Here is an 18,778-nt window from a genome sequence, read left to right as displayed (position 1 = left end):
CTACGCTGCCGCCACATGATCGAGATGGACGACGGCGTGCTGCTGCGCACGTGGACCGTGGGCACGGCCGCCCCGGGAGTGGTCATGCTGCACGGCGGGCCCGGTGTCCCCGACTACCTCGCGCCGGTCGCGGAACTCGTCGAGGACCTGTGCGTGGTCCACCGCTACGACCAGCGCGGGACCGGCGGGTCCGGTTGGGTTGGTGAGCGCTTACTCTCCCGCCACATCCAGGACCTGGTGTCGCTGCTCGACGCCTGGGGACACGACCGGGTCGTGCTGGTCGGGCATTCGTACGGCACCAACCTGGCCAGCTATTTCCTGCTGGCACACCCTGAGCGCGTGGCCGGCCTCGTCCTGCTCGCCGGACCGTTCCTGGACCCGTGGCGGGACGGGGCGCGGGAGCGGCGCACCGCCGAGCAACAGGCCAGGCTCGACGAGCTCGACGCGACCGCCGCGCGCACCGACGCCGAGGAGATCGAGTACCTGACCCTCTCGTGGTTCACCGACCACGCCGACCGCATGCGGGCCTGGGCATGGGCCGATGCCTCGGCCCGCATGCTGCGGCCCGTCAACTACGCGATGAACGCCCAGCTCAACGCGGCGATGCGCGACGCGCCGCTCGAAGCGCGCGTGCCAGAGCTGAAACAGCTCCTGCCACCCGGCGCGATGATCATCGGGGGAGTCGGCGACAGCCGCCCCGCCGACGCCCTGCGCCGGCTCGGAACGCTCCTCGACTGCGAGGTCGACGTCATCGAGAACGCCGGCCACTTTCCCTGGCTGGAGGAGCCGGACCGCTTCGCCGCGTCGTTCCGGAGCGCGGTGGCGCGTCAGCTCAGGTAGTGGCCGGGCCGCAGCGGCGCGTCGGTCGCGGGCCCGGGCCGCACTGGCGCGTCGGTCGCGGGCCCGGGCCGCAGTGGCGCGTCAGCTCAGGTAGTGGTCGCGGACCTGTGCGGCGTGGCCTTCCGAGAGGGTGTCGCCGACCAGCGGGGTGAAGTGCGGCGCGCTGGTGATGGTCTGCTTGGCGTGCGGCACGCGCACGGCGTCGGGTTCGATGTCGGCGTCCTTCAGGTCGACCAGGTGCATCGAGCGCAGCAGTCGCCCGCTGACCACCGCTGCCACACCCCACGGCATCTCCAGCTCGGCCGGATAGCGGTAGACGGCCCGGATCTTGCCCGTCGGGCGGTTGTCGCGATCTCTGAGGTCGCGGCCGATCATGGGTTCCACGGAAACGGGCATCGGGGGCCTCCCAAGCTGAGGACCTTCAGCCTTGCCGCTCCCGGACCGGCTCCGCATCGGTGCTGACACCCATCCGCAGCCGCACCTCGGTGCCGCCGCCTGGACCCGCGCCGACGGTGAGGTCGGCGGCGGCCAGCAGGGCGCGTTCGCGCATGCCGCGGATTCCCGCTCCCTCCGGTGCACCGCGCAGCCCGCGGCCGTCGTCGCCGACCAGCAGTTCCACGCCGTCGTCCGTGCGCCGCAGGGTGAGCTCGACCCGCTCGGCCCGGGCGTGCCGGGCGATGTTGGTCAGGCCTTCCTGCGCGACGCGGTAGAGCACGAGCTCGGCCTCCTCGTGCAGGTCCGGCAGGTCCGGGCCGATCCGGGCGCGGACGTTGAGGCCGCGGGTCGAGTACTCCGTCGCCAGTGCCCGCAGTGCGCTGGTCAGGCCGAGCTCGTGCAGCACCCCGGGGCGTAGGCGGCGGGCGATGCGGCGGATCTCGTCGAGGCTGTTGCGGGTCGTCTCCTGCACCTCGGCGAGGTCCGCGCGCAGGCCGGGCGGCGCCTGGTCGCCGACCCGCTTGAGCTCCAGCAGCACGGCGGTGAGGCTCTGGCCGACCTCGTCGTGGAGTTCCTGCGCGATCCGCCGCCGCTCGGCCTCCTGCGCGGACAGTGCCCGGCCGGCCGTGGTCGCGCGCTCGGCCTCCAGGCGTTCGAGCATCGTGTTGAACGTGCGGATCAGGGTGGCGATGCCGGAGTTGCCGGCCACCGCCAGCCGCCGGCCGGGGCGCAGCAGGTCGACCGTCGCCATCGTGCGGGTCAGTCGGGACAGCGGGGCCAGGCCGAGGCGCAGAAGTGCGGCGTTCGTCACCAACATGGCCGCGAGGCCGGCGAAGACGACCGCGACCTCGCCGGGCCGCGCCGCGGTGGAGACCGTGGCCGGGGTGAACAGCAGCAAAGCGGTCGCGAGGGACAGCACGGCCGCGTTGAGCAGGAAGATCCGCCAGAACAGGGACACCTGACGAGCTTGCGGGTACGGCCGGCGTGCCGTCCAACCGCGTTCGTGAAATGGGTGCTGCCACCCATGGCGGCGACGCTGTTGATCATCTTTTATGGGTACGGCCGTCGCGCGGTAGGTCGAACCCGCCGCCATCTGGAGAATGGAACCGGTGAGCGTCGAAACGATCTTGATTTTCGTCCTTGCCGCGGTCGCGGTGGTCGTGCTGGTCCGGTGGGTGGCTGAGCGCACCGGTCTGCCGGCGGCCGCGCTGCTGCCGCTCATCGGCATCGCGTACTCCGTGCTGCCCGGACCGAACATCAGCCTCGACCCGCAGATCATCCTGACGTTCGTCATCCCGCCGCTGCTCTACGGCGCGGCGCTGGACTCGTCGCTGATGGCGATCCGCCGCAACCTGCGGATCGTGGTCAGCCTCTCGGTGCTGCTGGTGCTGGCCACGGCCCTGGTGATCGGCATCGGGTTCGCCTGGTTCGTCGCCGGCGCGACCCTGGCGGCCGGCATCGCGGTCGGCGCCGCGATCGCCCCGCCCGACCCGGTCGCCGCCCTCGGCGTCGGGCGCAAGGTCGGGCTGCCGCCCCGCGTGCTCACCATCATCCAGGGCGAGGGCCTGCTCAACGACGCGACGGCGCTGACCATCCTGTCCGTCGCGGTGGCCGCCGCCGTCGGCGACGGGTTCTCCTGGGGCTCGGCGGTCGGCCAGTTCGTGTTCGCCGCTGCCGGCGGTGTTCTGGTCGGCGTCGCCGTCGCCTGGCTGGTCCGGCTGCTGCGCCGGCTGCGCGACGACCCGCTGACCGGCAACGCCATCTCGCTGGCCACGCCGTTCGGCGCGTACCTGTTGGCCGAGGAGATCCACGTCTCCGGCGTACTCGCGGTGGTGGTCGCGGGTCTGATCATCGGTCATCATGCGCCGCGCTCCTCGGGCGCGAGCCGGCTCCAGACCACCGCGGTCTGGCGGCTCGTCGAGTTCCTGCTCGAAGGCTTCGTCTTCCTGCTGATCGGCCAGCAGCTTCCCCGGGTCGTCCGCGGGCTGGAGCAGTACGCGCTGTCGACCATCGTGATCGCGGTCGCGATCAGCGTCGGCGTGGTGCTGCTGCTGCGGCCGCTGTGGCTGTTGCTCACCCAGTCGCTGCCCCGCTCCCTGCACACCCGGCTGATCAACGACGACGGCGACGAGGCGGAGCGCGAGCCCCGCCGTGGCCTGCCCGGCCGCGAGGTGGTCGCGTTGAGCTGGGCCGGCACCCGAGGCGTGATCAGCCTGGCCGCCATCTTCGCGATCCCGCTGACCACCGACTCCGGCGCGCCGTTCCCGGACCGCGACCTGCTGCTGTTCTGCACCTTCATCGTGGTGCTCGTCACGCTGGTCGGCCAGGGTCTGACCTTCGCGCCGCTGGTGCGGATGCTCGGCCTGCGGGCGAACAAGTCCGACCAGGCCCGGCTCCGCAACGAGGCCCGCGCGGCCTCGGTCGAGGCGGCCCTGGAACGGCTCGAGGAGTTGGCCGAGGAGGGCGACGAGGACGAGTCGCGCGCGATCGAGGCCACCCGGGCCCAACTGCGCGCTCGTCGGACCCGCTACCAGGGCCGGATCGACCTGCTCCGGGACTCCGACTCGGCGGAGGTGCCGGTGTCGCCCCGCTACGAGGCGGCGCTGCGGGTGCGCCGTGCGGCCATCGACGCACAGCGCGAAGAGGTGCTCCGCTGGCGGGACGCCGGCCAGCTCCCCGACGAGGGCCTGCGCGTCCTGCAACGGGAGCTCGACCACGAGGAAGGCCTGCTGCCGGAGCGGCGCTGAAGCTAGAAGTAGCGCAGCCACACGTACCCCCAGGCGACGCTCACCGTCACCGCGGTCGTGACGATGCCGTACTTCGTGAACTCCCAGAAGGAGATCGGCTGGCCGTGTTGGGCGGCGATGCCGATGACCACGACGTTGGCGCTCGCCGCGACCGCGGTGCCGTTGCCGCCGAGGTCCGCGCCGAGCGCGAACGACCACCACAGCGACTCGCCGGTCTGCGGATCGGGCGCGCGGGCCACCAGGTCCTCGACCACGGGCGCCATCGCCGCCACGTACGGGATGTTGTCGAAGAACGCGCCCAGGATGGCCGAGCCGAACACCAGCGCGGTGGCGGCGACGAAGTAGTCGTCACCGATCGCGTCGACCGCCCAGCCGCCGAGCGCGTGGATGACCCCGGTCTCGACCAGGCCGCCGACCATGACGAACAGGCCCATGAAGAAGACCAGCGTCGTCCACTCGACCTCGGCGAGGTAGTCGGCCGCGCTCACCCCGGACACCAGCACCATCAGGCCGGCACCGAGCAGCGCGATGATGGCCGGTTCCAGGTGCAGCACGCTGTGCAGGGCGAAGCCGACGGTGACCAGCAGCAGCACGACCAGGCAGCGGGCCAGCAGCGCCTTGTTCTTGATGGCGGCGTTGCCATTGAGGCGCATCACCGCTTCCGCGCGATCGGGATTGTGCACAAAGGACTTCCGGAACATGAAGCGGGCCATGATGACGAACAGCACGAACAGCACGACGACGATCGGACTCATGTGGACGATGAAGTCGTTGAAGGTCAGCCCCGCCCGGGTTCCGATGATCATGTTGGGTGGGTCGCCGACCAGGGTCGCCGCGCCGCCGATGTTCGACGCCAGCGCCTCGGCGATCAGGTAGGGCGCCGCGGGCAGGTGAAGCTGCTGGCAGACCGCGATGGTTACCGGGGCGACCAGCATCACGGTGGTCACGTTGTCGAGGAACGGCGACGCCGCCGCGGTGATCACCATCAGGAGCACCAGCAGCCGGTACGGCTGTCCGCGCGAACGCTTGCCGGCCCAGATGCCGAGGTACTCGAAGACGCCGGTCTGCTTGATCACCCCGACGATGATCATCATGCCGAGCAGAAGGAAGATCACGCCCCAGTCGATGCCGGCGTGCTCCGAATAGAACACGTCGTCGCCCGGCAGCAGGCCGAGCGCGGCCATCAGCCCGGCGGCACCGAGCACGACGGCGACCCGATGGATCCGTTCGGTGGCGATCAGGACGAACGCGACCGAGAAGATGACGATCGCCGCGACGGGCGCGTACCCGTTCACGCGCGGGAGCCTCGCGGCGATCCGGTATATGCAGTGGCCATGCGACACGATCGCCCGCCGCACGGACCCCCGAACATCGGTGCGGACACCCACAAACGGAGGTGCGCGACCCTACGGTTCGATGAGGCCGACCCGGATCGCGTAGCGGGTCAGTTCGAGCCGGTCCCGCAGGCCGAGCTTCTGGAGCAGGTTGGCGCGGTGCCGCTCGACGGTCTTGACGCTGATGTAGAGCAGGTCGGCGATCTGCCGCGAGGAGTGCCCCTCGGCGACCAGCTTGAGCACCTCTTCCTCTCGATCGGTGATCGCCCGGGCCGGCACACCCTCGCCGTCCCTGACCCGGTCGAGGTAGTGCCGGACCAGCGCGTTGACGGCGCCCGGATAGAGGAACGGCTCGCCCCGCATCGCGGCCCGGCAGGCGGCCAGCAGGTCGCGGTCGGCGACCGACTTCAGCACGTACCCGGACGCGCCCACCTTGAGCGCCTCGAAGAAGTACTGCTCGTTGTCGTACATCGTCAGGATCAGGATCCGCAGGTCAGGCATCGACCGCGACAGCTCCCGGGCCGCCTGCAGGCCGGTCAGCCGCGGCATCGCGATGTCCAGGACGGCGAGGTCCGGCCGGTGTTCGAGGGCCAGGCTGATCGCCTCGGCGCCGTCGGCGGCCTCGGCCACCACGGTCAGGTCGGGCTCGGCGTCGAGGATCAGCCGGACGCCGCGGCGCACCAGGGCGTGGTCGTCGGCCAGCAGGATCCTGGTCTCGGCCATTCTCAGCGACCTCCCGCGTCGCAGGGCACCCGCAGGCGCACGTCAGCGCCGCCACCCGTGGCGGAACCCAGGCTCAGAGCGGCACCGATGAGCAACGCGCGCTCGCGCATGCCGCGGATCCCGGCACCCTCCGGCGCACCGGCGAACCCCCGGCCGTCGTCGCTGATCCGCAACCGCACCTCGCCGACTCCACGGCGCAGGCACACCTCGATGGTACGGGCGTCGCTGTGCCGGGCCGCGTTGGTCAGCGCCTCCTGCGCGACCCGGTACAGCACCAGCTCCCGGTCGTCGCCCAGATCGGGCAGGTCGGGGTCGATGTGGTGGCGCACCTGGAGGCCGCCGGTGGAGAACTCCGTCGCCAGCGACCTGATCGCGCTTACCAGCCCGAGCTCGGCGAGCACGCCGGGGCGCAGTCGGCGGGCGATCCGGCGGATCTCGTCGAGGCTGTTGCGGGTGGTCTCCTGGACCTCGACGAGCTCCGCGCGTACGCCCGGCGGTGCCTGGTCACCGACCCGCTTGAGCTCAAGCAGCACGGCGGTCAGCGTCTGGCCGACCTCGTCGTGCAGCTCCTGCGCGATCCGCCGGCGCTCGTCCTCCTGCGCGGTCAAGGCCATCCCGGTGCTGGCCGCCCGCTCCGCCTCCAGCCGGTCGAGCATGGTGTTGAAGGTCTCGATCAGGTCGGCGATCCCCGCCCGCCCGCTGACGGCGAGGCGGTTGCCCGGCCGGAGCAGGTCGACGGTCGCCATGGTCCGGGTGAGCCGGGACAGCGGCGCCAGCCCGACCCGCAGCAGCACCCCGTTGGCGACCAGCATCGCGACCAGCCCGAGCGAGAGCACGACGGCCTCGGTGAGCAGCACTGGCGTGGAGACCGTCACGGGACCGGCCAGCACCAGCGTCGTGGCCACGGTGAGCACGGCGGCGTTGAGCAGGAAGATCCGCCAGAAGAGGGACACGCTGCCAGCGTGCGGTCTCGTGCGGGCCGCCGTCCATCCGGGCTGGCACCCATAGGGGGCCGTGTCGTTTTCGTACAAGACGGGTGGCCGGGGCTTTTCTAGCATGATCCGAGTACGCCGAACGACTCATGGGGAGAGAACCACACATGCGTGATCTGGTCTACACGGGCTTCATGTCGCTCGACGGTGTCGTGGACTCACCGGGTGGTGGGCCGGGGGAGGAGCATCGCAGCGGTGGCTGGGTGTTCAAGGACCTCGAGTTCGTGCCCGAGGCCTGGTCGATCAAGGGTGAGGAGCTCGCGGACACGACGGCGCTGATGTTCGGTCGGCGCAGCTACGAGGCGTTCGCCCAGACCTGGCCGCAATCGCAGGACCACGCCTCGTACAAGGAGCTGCCCAAGTACGTCGTCTCGACCACGCTGACCGACGACGCGCTCGTCGACGGCTGGGGTCCGACGACGATCCTGCGCTCGACCGAGGACATCGCGGCGCTCAAGCAGACCGAGGGCGGGGCGATCTTCATACACGGCAGCGCCGAGCTCGCCCGGCGGCTGGCCGACGCGTGCCTGGTCGACCGCTACCACCTGCTGGTGTTCCCGGTGCTGCTGGGCGGCGGCAAGAGCCTGTTCAGCGGCGCCGACAAGGAGAAGCAGATGCTGAAGCTGCGCGACTCCGAGTCGTACCCGAACGGCATCCTCAAGCTGATCTACGACGTCGGCTGATCCAGCGCCAGGGCGATCGTGCCGCCCGCGCCGCCGTGGAGCTGCCCGGCGGTGCGGCCCACGTACCGGCGCAGCGCCCGGCTCAGATGTGGCTCGTCGAAGTAGTCGAGCTTCGTGACGACGTCGGCCACCGGGGCGCCGGCGGCCAGCAGGGTCGAGGCCTCCCGGGCACGCTCGATCTGCCGCACGGCGCCCTGGGTGAGTCCAGTGGCGGCGCGGAACCGGCGTTCGAGGGTGCGCGCCGAGACCTCGGGACGGTAGCCCCGGCGGACGTCGGCGACCAGCGGGTCGCGCACCACGGCGCCCGCCCGGACGAGACGGGCGACCAGGGCCTCGGCGTCGTCGGGGCCTGGCGTCTCCCACCGGACGCCGTCGAGCCAGAAGGCCCGGCGGGTCGCGTCGGGAAGCTCGGCGCCGCCGTCGACCAGGTCCGCGGTGGGCAACGCCCGAAGCGACGTGCCCACCGCGAACTCGATGCCGACGAAGCTGGCGCCCTCGGGCACCGGCGCGGTGCCAGTCCTGGTCTCGGGTCCGGTGACACCCGCGTACGCCCGGCCCTCCCGCTCCCAGAACACCAGACCCCAGCACGGCGTCGCGACCGACGTCATCTCCGTGACCTGGCCGCTCGTGCAGGTCCACACGGTGTCGACCCACGACGAGTCGGACGCGCGCGTCTCGAACCGTAGTGCCACCAGGTCAACGATAGTCAGCCGGCGAAGCGGGGGGCGGGCAGGCCGCGGACGCCGGGGTCGAGCAGCAGCACCTGACCGGCCAGCGGCGACTCGTCGCCACCGACGCGGGCTGAGGTCACCGCCAGCACGTCCAGGTCGGGGCCGACGAAGGCGCAGCGGGTCGGTTTGGCCACCGGGACCGGCACGACCCGGTCGACGGTGCCGTCCGGGGCGTAGCGGACGATGCGGCCGCCGCCGAACTTGCAGTTCCAGACGTAGCCCTCAGCATCGATCGTGACCCCGTCCGGGAACCAGTCATTGTCCTCATCGGACACGAAGATCCGGCCCTCACCGGTCTCGCCGTCGGGGGAGACCGGATACGCGCGGATCAGGCGGATCGTGGAGTCCACGTGGTACATGGTCGTGCCGTCGGGGCTCCAGGCCGGCCCGTTGGAGCATACGATCCCGCCGAACGCAGTGGTGACACTGAGCTCGGCGTCCACGCGGTAGAACGAGCCGCACGGCTCCTTCTCGTCCAGGTCCATCGAGCCGACCCAGAACGCGCCGTGCGGGTCGACCGCGCCGTCGTTGAGGCGGGTGCCGGGCGGGGTGTCGACCGTGCGCACGACCTCCACCGTGCCCGCGTCGACGTCGCAGAACGCGATCGCGTCCCGCAACGCCGCGACCAGTCCGCCGCCGGCCCGCAGCGCGACGCTGCCGACCAGGTCCGGCACCGGCAACGTCAGCACCGGTCCGGACGGCCACGCCTTGGCGTAGATCCGGCGCTCGAGGACGTCGACCCAGTAGAACCGCGAGCCGTCCCACAGCGCGCTCTCGCCGAGCTCGCACGGGATGTCGTCGAACACGGTCACGTCAGTCATGAGCCTTCTCCCGGCCGTAGGCGAACAGGATCGCGAGGATGACCAGGCCGTAGATCATGAGGCGGCCGTACTCGGGGACGCGCTGGGCCTGGAGGAACGTCGTCACCGCCACCAGGGTCAGCGAGCCGGCGATGACGCCGAGATAGTGGCCGCGCCCGCCGAGGATGGAGACGCCGCCGACCACGACGGCGGCGATGGACTCGAAGAGGTACGGGTCGCCGAGGCCCAGCGACGGCTGCCCGCCGTAGGCGACGAGGGCGATCCCGGCCAGCGCCGCGAAGACCCCGCTCAGCGTGTAGAGCGCGACGGTCACACCGCGGACGCCGACGCCGGACAGGAACGCGGCGCGGGGGTTGACGCCGACGGCGTACACCCGGCGCCCGAAGGTGGTCAGGGTGAGCAGGACGGTCATGAACAGGCCCACGCCGGCCCAGAGGAAGAGCTGCGCCGGCAGCGCGCCGTCGAACAGGCCGCGCAACGGCTCCGGTGCGTACGAGCCGCACGACGCGCACGTCAAACCCTTCGACAGGCCCAGCGTCAGGCCCTGCATCACCCCGTTCATGCCGAGCGTCATGACGACGGCGGGCACGCCGAGCCAGGCGACGCCCATGCCGTTGCCGAGCCCGACGAGCGCGCCCACGCCGAGCGCCAGCAGGATCGCCAGCGGTGCCCGCGAGGTCTGGCCGAGGCTCGACGTGGTGAGCACGATCGCCGCTCCATTGAGGACCCAGGGGATCGACAGGTCGATGCCGCCGACGAGCACGACGAGCATCTGCCCGGCCGCGACGAAGCCGGTGAAGCTCGCGACGACGAGCATCACCCGCAGGCTCGACCAGGACGCGAATCCGGGGTGCAGGATCGCGCCGACGAGCAGGACGGCTACGGTGCCGCCGAGGGCGTACAGGACGCGACGGCTGCTCATGCTTGCCTCCGGCGGCGGGCGGCCAGGGCGGCGACGGTGCCGAGCAGGACCGCCACGACGAGGAACAGGCCCTGGAACAGCGACTGGTAGAGCGGGTCGATGCCGGAGAAGAACAGGATGTCGATGACGAGGGTGAGCGCCACCGCGCCGGCGACGGCACCGAGCGCGCTGCCCCGTCCGCCGCTGAACGCGACGCCGCCGACGACGACCGACGCGATCGAGGTGAGGATGAACGGGTTGCCGGCGTTGGCGTCGCCGGAGGTCGTGGTCGACACGTAGAACACGGCGGCCAGCGCTGAACACAGGCCCGAGAGCGCGTAGACCTTCAGCTTCACGGCCGCCGCCGGCACACCGACCGCGCGGGCGCTGGCCTCGTCGCTGCCGATCGCGTACACCCGCATGCCGAACCGGGTGCGGCGCAGCACGAGCCAACCGGCGACCGCGAGCCCGAGCCAGATCAGGCCCGTCGGGGTCGCCGGGTTCGTCAGGACCAGGCGCACCTCCTGCGGGATCGAGCCGCCCGGCACCGGCAGCACGCGCAGACCGAGACCCGTGAAGATGGACAGCGTGGCCAGGGTCGTGAGGATCGGGGCTATCCGGCCGTAGGCGACGATGAGCCCGTTGAGCGCACCGCAGGCGGTGCCGATGGCCAACACCACGAAGAGCCAGGTGATCGAGGACGACACCGTCGTGGCGGTCACGGCGACACAGACGCTGACCATGCCGCCGACCGACAGGTCGATGCCGCCGGTGAGGACGACGAGGCTCTGGCCGATCGCGACGAACACGAGCGGCAGGGTGGTGTTGAGGATCGACAGGTAGTCGAACGAGGTGGGGAACCGGCCCAGTCGCGAGGTGTAGACGACGATGTAGGCGACCGCGGTCGCGGCCAGCACCAGGTAGCCGAGGCTCACCCGGCGTAACGCATCACGCATCCTGACCCTCCTTGATGGACGCCGCGACGATCCGTTCCGCGTCGCCGACCGGACCGGCGAGCTCGGCCGCCACGCGACCCTCGCGCAGCACCAGGACCCGGTGGCAGAGGTGGGCGATCTCCTCGGTCTCGCTGGAGTAGTAGAGGATCGCCCGGCCCTGCGCGGCGAGCGTCCCGACCAACTCGTAGATGTCGTGCTTCGTGGCCGCGTCGACGCCGCGGGTGACGTCGAACAGCAGCAGGATCCGCGCTTCGGTGAGCAGCCAGCGGGCCATCACGACCTTCTGCTGGTTGCCGCCCGAGAGGGTGTCGGCCGCCCGGTTGGTCGACCGGCCGGCACCGATGTTGAGCTGGTCCACGATGGACTTCACGACGGCGCGTTCCTTGCCACGGTTGACGAAGCCCGCCGTGGCCCGCCGCGACAGGGTGGCCGCGGCGATGTTGTCCCGGATCGACAGCGGCAGGAACAGGCCTTCGGCCTTGCGGTCCTCGGGCACGTAGGCGATGCCGACGCCGGCCCGGATCGCGTCCTTCGGGGAGCGGATCGTGACCGCCTTGCCGTCGACCGCGATCGTTCCCCGCCTGACCCTTTGCGCACCGAACAGGCTGAGGAACAGGTCTCGCTGGCCCTGGCCCGCGAGGCCGCCGACGCCGAGGATCTCGCCGCGGCGCAGGTCGAAGTCGACCCCGGCGAGGCGCCCGCTGTGGAGGTTCGTCACGGACAGCGCGTTGTCGTCGGTCGGTTCGGTCGTGATCTGCGGGTACGCCCCGGCGAAGGACCGTCCGCTCATCAGCGTGACGGCCTCCGCCTCGGACAGCGTGTCCCGGGTGGCGACATGGGTGCCGTTGCGGAACACGGTCACCCGGTCCGCGAGCGACTCGATCTCGCGCCAGCGGTGCGAGGTGAAGATGACGCAGGAGCCGGCGTCCCGCAGCCGCCGCATGTGCCCGGCGAGCCAGTCGACCTGGCGGTCGGCCAGCGCGGCGGTCGGCTCGTCGAGGATGACCACCCGGGGTTCGCCGGCCAGCACCCGCACGAGCTCGACCACCTGCCGCTGGGCGACCGAGAGATCGGCGGCGGTGGCGCGCGGGTCGATGTCGTCGACGCCGTACCTGTTGAGGATCTCTTCGGCGGCCGGGGCCAGTCTTCTGCGCTGAACCAGCCCGAGGCGGCCCCGCGGCGGGTCCTGGAGGAGCAGGTTCTCCGCCACGGTGAGGTCGGGGAGCAGCGACAGCTCCTGGAACGCCGTCGCCACCCCCATCCGGCGTCTGGCGGCCGGCTCGACGACGCGACTGACCTCCGTGCCGAAGATCTCGACCGTGCCTTTGTCGGCCTTAATTAGTCCACACAGGACCTTGATGAGGGTGCTCTTGCCGGCGCCGTTCTCACCGGCGAGGGCGTGGATCTCGCCGGGACGCGCCGCGAACGACGCGTCCCGGAGGGCCTGGACCCCGCCGAAGGCGCGGTCGACGCCGGATGCCCGCACCGCCAGGGTCTCGGAGCCGGGCTCCGCCTGCGCCGGCGCCATCGACGAGGTCTCGGTCATGGCGTGCCGAGGTTGACGTCGAGGGTCTTGCCCGGGCACGGGGTGCCGTCCGTGGCCGCTTCCTGGCACAGGATGACGGTGGCGTTCGGTCCCGAGTCGGTGAAGTCGGCGAAGAAGCTGTCGGGCAGGTCAGGGAAGACCGTCTCGCCGGGCACCATCTTGTCCGACGTCGCCACCGGGAACGGGATCGTGATGCTCGACTTGGGGTGCTCGCCCTTGACCACGGCGCGGGCGAGCTCGAGCGAGATGACCGACAGGAACGGGGGTTGCCCGATCGACATGCCGTTCACCTTCGGGGTCAGGATGCCCGCCATGAACTTGCGGAAGCCGTTCTCGGCCTCGCCACCGACGACCGGCATCGGCCGTTTGGCGGCGACGAACGCCTTGATGACACCGTCGGTGCCGCCGGACACCCAGACGCCGTGGATCTCGGGGAGGTTGGGGAGCTGGGCGCTGGTCGCGCGCTGGGCGGTGGCCGAGTCCCACATGCCCGTGTAGCTCGAGACGACCTTGATGCCGGGGTTGGCCGCGAAGACCTCCTTGGCACCCTTGTTGCGGTCGTTGTCGGCGCCGGTGCCGGCCACACCGGTCACCATCACCACGTTGCCCTGACCGTTGAGCTCGTCGACGATGAACTGGGCGAGCTGCTGGCCGAACTTGATCTGGTCGGTGTTGACGGTCAGACCGCACTGGTTGTCGACGGTGTTGTCGAACGACACGATCACGATGCCGCGGTCGCAGGCCTGCTGCACCACGCCGTTGAGGCCACTGGTCGAGGCCGCGTTGATGACGATGGCGTCGACGCCCTGCGAGATGAGGTTCGAGATCTGGCGGGACTGGGTGGAGACGTCGTTGCCGGCGTTGAAGACGCTGCACTCGACCTGGTCGACGTACGGCGGCATGGCGCAGGCGGCCTTGTAGACGTTCTCCATCTCGACGCGCCACTGGTTGCCGATGAAGGAGTTGGAGAGGGCGATCTTGATCTTGCCGGCTTTCTCTCCGCTCGCGGCGGGTGCGGCGGCATCGCTGCACGCACCGGCCAACAGCAGCAAGGTCGCCGCGACGGCGGCCAGGGCCGCTCTTCCTGGGGATCGAGGTAGATTCATGGTTGCTCCACCGGGTGAAGGCGCGACGGGTTCGACCCGCGGCGCTTGGCGTTCGGTCGGCGGGTGCAACCGCCGGCCAAATGTGGTGTGAGTGCCCGCACTGGCGTGTGGCTGGGCGGCCAGGGCCCGTTCGGGTCCTGGCCGTTCGGGCTTCTTACTGTTTCTTGCCGGGCAGCGGGAACCGTTCGGTGTCCCGCAGCACCGCCGCCGCGGCACCGAGGACGACCACTGTGTGTTCGTCCAACGCGCCGACGACGACCGGAGGCAGCACGTCCCCGGCGTGGATCGCACGCCGGGCCATCGATTCACGCAACGGAGCCAGCAGGAGCTCGCCCGCCGGCGCGAGGTTCCCGCCGAGGACGATCAGCTCCGGGTCGAGCAGGTTGTACATGTTGGCGGCCGCCAGACCGATGTGCCGGCCGGCGTCCGCGATCACCCGTCGGCAGCCGACGTCGCCCATCTCCGCCATCTTGATCACGTCGGCGATGGACAACCGGTCGCGGTGGCTGCGCCACAGCTTCTGGGTGATCGAGTCGGCGTTGGCCAGGGTGTTGAGGCACCCGCGGCCACCGCACTGGCAGACCTCGCCGTTCTCGTCGATCGTGGTGTGGCCGAGCTCGCCGGCCGTGCCGTTGGCACCCACGTAGAGGGCGCCGCCGAGGATGAACCCGACGCCGATGCCCGACGCCGTGTAGACGTAGGCGATGTCGCGCATGCCGCGGGCGACACCCCAGGTGGTCTCGGCCAGCGCGGCGAAGTTGGCGTCGTTGCCGACGACCAGCGGCAGGCGAAACGCGTCGGACGCGGTCGCGTACGGGTTGACGTTGACCCACGGCTTGAGCGTCGTCGCCCGGCCGTTGACGCCGGTGTTGCGCTGAATCGGCCCGGGCATCGCGACGCCGACGCCGAGCACCCGGTCCCTGCCGAGCCCGAGCCGGTCGAGCATGTGCCCGACCAGCGTGCCCGCCGTCTTGAGCGTCGCTTCGGGCGGCGTGTGGTCGTCCATCGGCACCGCGTCGTGCGACAGGAGCTGTTGAGCGGTGTCGCAGACGGCCGCCCGCACGATGCCGTTGGCGATCTCGATGCCCACGGCCACGCCGAGATCGCCTTTGAGCCCGACGAGCGTGGGCGGTCGCCCGGTGCCGATCCGCCGGTCGGCGTCGGACACCTCCATGATCGTGCCGTCGTCGAGCAGTTCCTCGATGACGCTCTTGACGGTGGAGCGCGACAGGCCGATCTCGGCGAGCGCACGCCGGCTCTGCGCCCCGCGTTCCCGCAACGCACGAACGACCCGGGCCCGATTGGCCGAGCGCTGTGCGGAGGGGACCGGAGACGACATCGCACCTCTTCCCTTGGGGTGGCACGAGTATCAGCGCGCATGCCGATAGCAGTCAATACTCGGACGCGCTTAGTGCGAATTTGCGGTCTCATTAGGACTGGTCTATTCAAAACAGCGCCCAATTTGCCGGCAAGATTGGCTATTCGAGCTGGACAAGATCCATTGTGGTACGGCATTGGCGCGGAGTTTTGCCTGCAGCGGGCCGAACTGGTCGGCGGAGAGCGTGATCTGGCCGGTGTTATTGACTGCTGCGGCCTGCGACGAAAAGGGCCGGCGCCTCCCGGCTCCGGCCCTTTGGATCGTGGTGGTCTACAGGATGACGACCGACCGGAGCACGTCGCCGTGGTGCATCTTGTCGAATGCGGCCTCGACATCGCCCAGGCCGATCTCTTCGCTCACGAACGCGTCGAGGTCCAGGCGGCCCTGGCGGTAGAGGTCGACCAGCATGGGGAAGTCGCGGCTCGGCAGGCAGTCGCCGTACCAGCTCGACTTCAGTGCGCCGCCGCGGCCGAAGACGTCGATCAGCGGCAGGTCGGGGACCTTCATGTCCGGGGTCGGCACGCCGACGAGGACCACGGTGCCGGCCAGGTCGCGGGCGTAGAAGGCCTGCTTCCAGGTCTCTGGACGGCCGACCGCCTCGACGACGACGTCGGCGCCGTCGGCACCCTCGTACGTCTGGGCGCAGATTCTCTTGATCTCCTCGACGGGGTCCTGGTCCGAGGAGTTGATCGTGTGCGTGGCACCGAGCTGCTTGGCCTTCGCGAGCTTCTTCGCGTCGATGTCGACCGCGATGATCGGGCTCGCACCGGCCAACGCCGCGCCGGCGATCGCGGCCGCGCCGACACCGCCACAGCCGATGACCGCGATGCTCTTGCCCCGGGTGATCGCACCGGTGTTGATGGCGGCACCGATCCCGGCCATCACGCCGCAGCCGAGCAGCCCGACCGCCGCGGGTCGCGCCTCGGGGTCGACCTTCGTGCACTGCCCGGCGGCCACCAGGGTCTTCTCGGCCAACGAGCCGATGCCGAGGGCGGGGGTGAGCTCGGTGCCGTCCTCGAGGGTCATCTTCTGCTTGGCGTTGTGCGTCGCGAAGCAGTAGTGCGGCTCGCCGCGCTTGCAGGCCCGACACTGTCCGCAGACCGCACGCCAGTTGAGCACCACGAAGTCACCGGGCGCCACCTCGGTGACGTCGGAACCGACCGACTCGACGATGCCCGCCGACTCATGGCCGAGCAGGAACGGGAAGTCGTCGTTGATGCCGCCCTCGCGGTAGTGCAGGTCCGTGTGGCAGACCCCGCAGGACAACACCTTCACCACGGCCTCACCCGGACCCGGATCCGGAATATTGATCGTGACGATCTCGACCGGTGCGCCCTTCTTACGAGCCACCACACCCTGAACCTGCTGCATGTCGCTGCTCCTCGCCTGCTCGTCCACCCGGCTGCTTCATTGAACAGGAAGTCCGAGGCCGTGCGCGACAGCCACAGTTCAGCCGTCGCCCATCGGCGACGCGGCACAGCGGGCGCGAAACTCCGCGAGCCATTCACGGACCTGCTCGTCGTCGTGCAGGAAGGTGCCGGTCCGGTCCGCAGGCAGATCGACGCCGTACAGCAGGCCGAGTGCCCACCAGACGTGCTCGTCGTGGACGAGCCGGTCGGCGTCGCCGGTGAACCACTGCGCGGCCCACCTGTCGGCTTCGTCCCGGGAAGCGGTGCCGGCAAGCACGGCCGCGAACCACGCGTCGACCTCGTCGCGCGCCGGCGCACGCCGGGGCCACGTCATCAGGACTCCAACTCGGGGATGTGGGGCGCGCGGTCTTCCGGTTGGGCCGGTTCGAACACGGTCGACCCGTGGGCGTCCACGAACGGGGGACGATGGCGATAGGTCGGCTCCGCCGGAGGTACGACCTCGGGCAGGTCGGCGCGCGACCGCGGATCTTCGCTGAGCCGCACCAGCCCGGGGCTGACCAGGCTCGCGTAGGGGTCGCCGTACCAGCTCAGCCACATCGGCACCGGTGGCAGGCCCTGCCAGTCACGCCCGCGGAGGATGTGCTCGGCGCGCTGGCTCAGGAACCCGGTGGTCGACCAGATGCTGTTGCGGGACACGACCTGGCCCGGCTCGTCCTGAGCCGCCGCGAAGAACGCGCCGAACCTGCGGGCGCCCGCGGTGAAAAGGTCGACGACAACATCCCGCCACCGGTCGTCAGCGCGGATGAGCCCGCCGTCGAAGTTCAGTGTGATGCGACCGACCGGACGGCCACCGTCGTGTGGCGGGTGCGCCGAGCCGCCGAAGCAGGGCCGCGTCGCGCGCCAGAGCAGCTCGGTGTCGAGGACGGCTCGCGTGAACGGTTCGCGGTCGAAGCGATGTGGTGGCGGTTCCCATTCGCCATAGCGGGTCGGCAATGCTTCAGGGCAGAGCCGCGCGAGCAGGTCCACAAGCTCGCCCGCCGCGCGGGCCCAGCGGCTGGGAGCGACGAACCAGTCGAGCGTCAGCATCGAGGTCTGCCGCTCGCCCGCGGCGACCGTGGACTTCCGCACGCCGCGTGGCCAGATCAGGCCGTCCTGCCGCGTGTCGAAGGCCGCACCGTCGGTGTGCTCCGCGAGGTGCCGCGCGAGGTTCCGCAGCATGGCGATCGTCGCCTTCGGCGCGGTGGCGGTGGTCGTCACCTCGACCATCCAGCGCGGCGCGAGGCAGGCGGCGGCAAGCGCCTCCTCGAAGTCGTCCGCCTCGGCCGGGTCCGGACCCCATACCTCGATGGGTGCCTTTCCCGATGGCGGTACGACGACCAGGTGGTCCGGCTCGCGGCGGACCGAACAGGACCGTTCGGCGGCCCACGCCTCCACGAGGTCAACCGTCAGCGCCCGATGGGCGGCGATCGTGATGTCGTAGCTCACGGGGCACAGGCTAGATCGCTATGCCTCGCCTCGGCGTACCGGCGAAGAACGCCTGCTTACGCAGTTCGCCGAGATCGGCGGAGGGCAGGGCCTGTCACGTTCTCGCCCCGGGCGGATGCGCGGTGGGGACACCGCACCCAACGCCGACCTGCTCGCGCAACGGCGGGTGGTCGGGGCGTTCCTGGCCGCATCGAGGGCCGGCGAGTTCGAGGACATTATCAAGCTGCGCGACCCCGACGTGGTCTTCCGGCCGACACCGGTTCGCGTACGTTACTCGCCCCGGCCCAGGTGACCGGGGCGGCCGAGGTGGCCCACCACATGTCGACCCATGGACCAGGTTCGTGACCCTCTGTCAGCCCGCGGTGGTCAACCGCGCGGCCGGCATCATCGCCCGCACCGGGTCCAGCCTGGTACCGGGGGGCCGGCTTCACGGTGATCGACGAGCGGATCTTCGAGATCGACCTTTCTCCTGGGCGCGGACAAGCTCGCCGGCTTGACGGTCTCGGACCTCGATGGTTGAACCGCCCCGATCCTCGCTGGCGTGTCACCGCCCGGGCGCGTCACTAGCAGTCCTCGAGCGGAAGTCTTCCCTCTACAAGGGACAGACATTGCAGGAACCGTCCAGGCCGGCCCGGGCGGTGAGACGTGGGCCGCCCGGGCCAGAGCACCTAGTGCTGGCTGTCCGCCCGGCACGGCACCTGCTGGTGCCGGAAACTGGCAGGCTTCGCGC

General features: G+C 70.7%; 19 protein-coding genes. 4 read left to right on the top strand and 15 right to left on the bottom strand.

Annotation, left to right across the window (positions count from 1 at the left end; genetic code table 11):
* Positions 1-15 precede the first annotated feature (15 nt).
* Positions 16-840: an alpha/beta fold hydrolase gene (locus BLV39_RS41540; protein WP_090804917.1), complete on the top strand. Its 825-nt coding sequence runs from the start codon at positions 16-18 to the stop codon at positions 838-840.
* Positions 841-921: 81 nt separating this feature from the next.
* Here the strand turns inward: BLV39_RS41540 and BLV39_RS41535 are convergent, their stop codons facing one another.
* Both BLV39_RS41535 and BLV39_RS41530 read right to left on the bottom strand, forming a co-directional pair.
* Positions 922-1,236, bottom strand: a complete 315-nt coding sequence (locus BLV39_RS41535; protein ID WP_143050134.1) for a hypothetical protein — start codon at positions 1,234-1,236, stop codon at positions 922-924.
* Between the two features lie 25 nt (positions 1,237-1,261).
* Complete coding sequence (locus BLV39_RS41530) at positions 1,262-2,233, bottom strand: sensor histidine kinase (RefSeq protein ID WP_090804913.1); 972 nt, start codon at positions 2,231-2,233, stop codon at positions 1,262-1,264.
* A gap of 151 nt (positions 2,234-2,384) precedes the next feature.
* Between BLV39_RS41530 and BLV39_RS41525 the strand changes: the two genes are divergently transcribed.
* Positions 2,385-4,022 (top strand): Na+/H+ antiporter, encoded by a 1,638-nt coding sequence (locus tag BLV39_RS41525; RefSeq protein ID WP_373315450.1) that lies wholly within the window; start codon positions 2,385-2,387, stop codon positions 4,020-4,022.
* Between the two features lie 2 nt (positions 4,023-4,024).
* Here the strand turns inward: BLV39_RS41525 and BLV39_RS41520 are convergent, their stop codons facing one another.
* The 3 genes from BLV39_RS41520 to BLV39_RS41510 form a co-directional block, all read right to left on the bottom strand.
* The gene (locus tag BLV39_RS41520) at positions 4,025-5,317 is read right to left on the bottom strand and encodes an ArsB/NhaD family transporter (RefSeq protein ID WP_090804909.1); all 1,293 of its coding nucleotides are present in this window, start codon (positions 5,315-5,317) and stop codon (positions 4,025-4,027) included.
* A gap of 111 nt (positions 5,318-5,428) precedes the next feature.
* Positions 5,429-6,079, bottom strand: a complete 651-nt coding sequence (locus tag BLV39_RS41515) for a response regulator (RefSeq protein ID WP_090804907.1) — start codon at positions 6,077-6,079, stop codon at positions 5,429-5,431.
* A gap of 2 nt (positions 6,080-6,081) precedes the next feature.
* Complete coding sequence (locus tag BLV39_RS41510) at positions 6,082-7,032, bottom strand: sensor histidine kinase (protein ID WP_090804905.1); 951 nt, start codon at positions 7,030-7,032, stop codon at positions 6,082-6,084.
* A 146-nt stretch (positions 7,033-7,178) separates the two neighbouring features.
* On the opposite strand from BLV39_RS41510, the gene BLV39_RS41505 reads away from it, so the two are divergent.
* Complete coding sequence (locus tag BLV39_RS41505; protein WP_090804903.1) at positions 7,179-7,754, top strand: dihydrofolate reductase family protein; 576 nt, start codon at positions 7,179-7,181, stop codon at positions 7,752-7,754.
* Here the strand turns inward: BLV39_RS41505 and BLV39_RS41500 are convergent.
* The 10 genes from BLV39_RS41500 to BLV39_RS41455 form a co-directional block, all read right to left on the bottom strand.
* Complete coding sequence (locus BLV39_RS41500; protein ID WP_090804901.1) at positions 7,739-8,446, bottom strand: helix-turn-helix domain-containing protein; 708 nt, start codon at positions 8,444-8,446, stop codon at positions 7,739-7,741. The genes BLV39_RS41505 and BLV39_RS41500 overlap by 16 nt on opposite strands.
* Before the next feature lie 14 nt (positions 8,447-8,460).
* Positions 8,461-9,306 (bottom strand): SMP-30/gluconolactonase/LRE family protein, encoded by an 846-nt coding sequence (locus BLV39_RS41495; protein WP_090804899.1) that lies wholly within the window; start codon positions 9,304-9,306, stop codon positions 8,461-8,463.
* Positions 9,299-10,228, bottom strand: a complete 930-nt coding sequence (locus tag BLV39_RS41490; RefSeq protein WP_090804897.1) for an ABC transporter permease — start codon at positions 10,226-10,228, stop codon at positions 9,299-9,301. The genes BLV39_RS41495 and BLV39_RS41490 overlap by 8 nt, the downstream gene beginning before the upstream one ends.
* The gene (locus tag BLV39_RS41485; protein WP_090804895.1) at positions 10,225-11,163 is read right to left on the bottom strand and encodes an ABC transporter permease; all 939 of its coding nucleotides are present in this window, start codon (positions 11,161-11,163) and stop codon (positions 10,225-10,227) included. Before BLV39_RS41485 ends, BLV39_RS41490 begins: the two co-directional genes overlap by 4 nt.
* A complete protein-coding gene (locus BLV39_RS41480; protein WP_204083041.1) occupies positions 11,156-12,709 on the bottom strand; it encodes a sugar ABC transporter ATP-binding protein in 1,554 nt (517 codons plus the stop codon). Before BLV39_RS41480 ends, BLV39_RS41485 begins: the two co-directional genes overlap by 8 nt.
* A complete protein-coding gene (locus BLV39_RS41475; protein ID WP_090804893.1) occupies positions 12,706-13,815 on the bottom strand; it encodes a sugar ABC transporter substrate-binding protein in 1,110 nt (369 codons plus the stop codon). The genes BLV39_RS41480 and BLV39_RS41475 overlap by 4 nt, the downstream gene beginning before the upstream one ends.
* Positions 13,816-13,969: 154 nt before the next feature.
* Positions 13,970-15,154, bottom strand: a complete 1,185-nt coding sequence (locus tag BLV39_RS41470) for an ROK family transcriptional regulator (protein ID WP_090804891.1) — start codon at positions 15,152-15,154, stop codon at positions 13,970-13,972.
* Between the two features lie 309 nt (positions 15,155-15,463).
* Positions 15,464-16,564: an S-(hydroxymethyl)mycothiol dehydrogenase gene (locus BLV39_RS41465; protein ID WP_090804889.1), complete on the bottom strand. Its 1,101-nt coding sequence runs from the start codon at positions 16,562-16,564 to the stop codon at positions 15,464-15,466.
* Positions 16,565-16,642: 78 nt separating this feature from the next.
* Positions 16,643-16,936, bottom strand: a complete 294-nt coding sequence (locus tag BLV39_RS41460) for a hypothetical protein (RefSeq protein WP_090804887.1) — start codon at positions 16,934-16,936, stop codon at positions 16,643-16,645.
* On the bottom strand, positions 16,936-18,048 hold the full coding sequence (locus BLV39_RS41455; RefSeq protein ID WP_090804885.1) for a hypothetical protein: 1,113 nt from the start codon (positions 18,046-18,048) through the stop codon (positions 16,936-16,938). Before BLV39_RS41455 ends, BLV39_RS41460 begins: the two co-directional genes overlap by 1 nt.
* A gap of 115 nt (positions 18,049-18,163) precedes the next feature.
* Between BLV39_RS41455 and BLV39_RS43500 the strand changes: the two genes are divergently transcribed.
* Positions 18,164-18,340, top strand: coding sequence for a hypothetical protein (locus BLV39_RS43500; RefSeq protein WP_176985358.1), 177 nt, complete (start codon positions 18,164-18,166; stop codon positions 18,338-18,340).
* Positions 18,341-18,778 lie beyond the last annotated feature (438 nt).

This window comes from Asanoa ishikariensis (assembly GCF_900107455.1).
In the GTDB taxonomy this organism is placed as follows: Bacteria; Actinomycetota; Actinomycetes; order Mycobacteriales; family Micromonosporaceae; genus Asanoa; species Asanoa ishikariensis.
This window is presented reverse-complemented; position numbering and strand designations above follow the sequence as displayed.

Excerpts from the sequence above, each read along its gene's own strand:
- BLV39_RS41475 (WP_090804893.1), bottom strand. The coding sequence starts at position 13,815 with ATGAATCTACCTCGATCCCCAGGAAGAGCGGCCCTGGCCGCCGTCGCG.
- BLV39_RS41485 (WP_090804895.1), bottom strand. The coding sequence starts at position 11,163 with ATGCGTGATGCGTTACGCCGGGTGAGCCTCGGCTACCTGGTGCTGGCC.
- BLV39_RS41490 (WP_090804897.1), bottom strand. The coding sequence starts at position 10,228 with ATGAGCAGCCGTCGCGTCCTGTACGCCCTCGGCGGCACCGTAGCCGTC.
- BLV39_RS41495 (WP_090804899.1), bottom strand. The coding sequence starts at position 9,306 with ATGACTGACGTGACCGTGTTCGACGACATCCCGTGCGAGCTCGGCGAG.
- BLV39_RS41505 (WP_090804903.1), top strand. The coding sequence starts at position 7,179 with ATGCGTGATCTGGTCTACACGGGCTTCATGTCGCTCGACGGTGTCGTG.
- BLV39_RS43500 (WP_176985358.1), top strand. The coding sequence starts at position 18,164 with ATGCGCGGTGGGGACACCGCACCCAACGCCGACCTGCTCGCGCAACGG.
- BLV39_RS41465 (WP_090804889.1), bottom strand. The coding sequence starts at position 16,564 with ATGCAGCAGGTTCAGGGTGTGGTGGCTCGTAAGAAGGGCGCACCGGTC.
- BLV39_RS41535 (WP_143050134.1), bottom strand. The coding sequence starts at position 1,236 with ATGCCCGTTTCCGTGGAACCCATGATCGGCCGCGACCTCAGAGATCGC.
- BLV39_RS41470 (WP_090804891.1), bottom strand. The coding sequence starts at position 15,154 with ATGTCGTCTCCGGTCCCCTCCGCACAGCGCTCGGCCAATCGGGCCCGG.
- BLV39_RS41515 (WP_090804907.1), bottom strand. The coding sequence starts at position 6,079 with ATGGCCGAGACCAGGATCCTGCTGGCCGACGACCACGCCCTGGTGCGC.
- BLV39_RS41480 (WP_204083041.1), bottom strand. The coding sequence starts at position 12,709 with ATGACCGAGACCTCGTCGATGGCGCCGGCGCAGGCGGAGCCCGGCTCC.
- BLV39_RS41540 (WP_090804917.1), top strand. The coding sequence starts at position 16 with ATGATCGAGATGGACGACGGCGTGCTGCTGCGCACGTGGACCGTGGGC.
- BLV39_RS41460 (WP_090804887.1), bottom strand. The coding sequence starts at position 16,936 with ATGACGTGGCCCCGGCGTGCGCCGGCGCGCGACGAGGTCGACGCGTGG.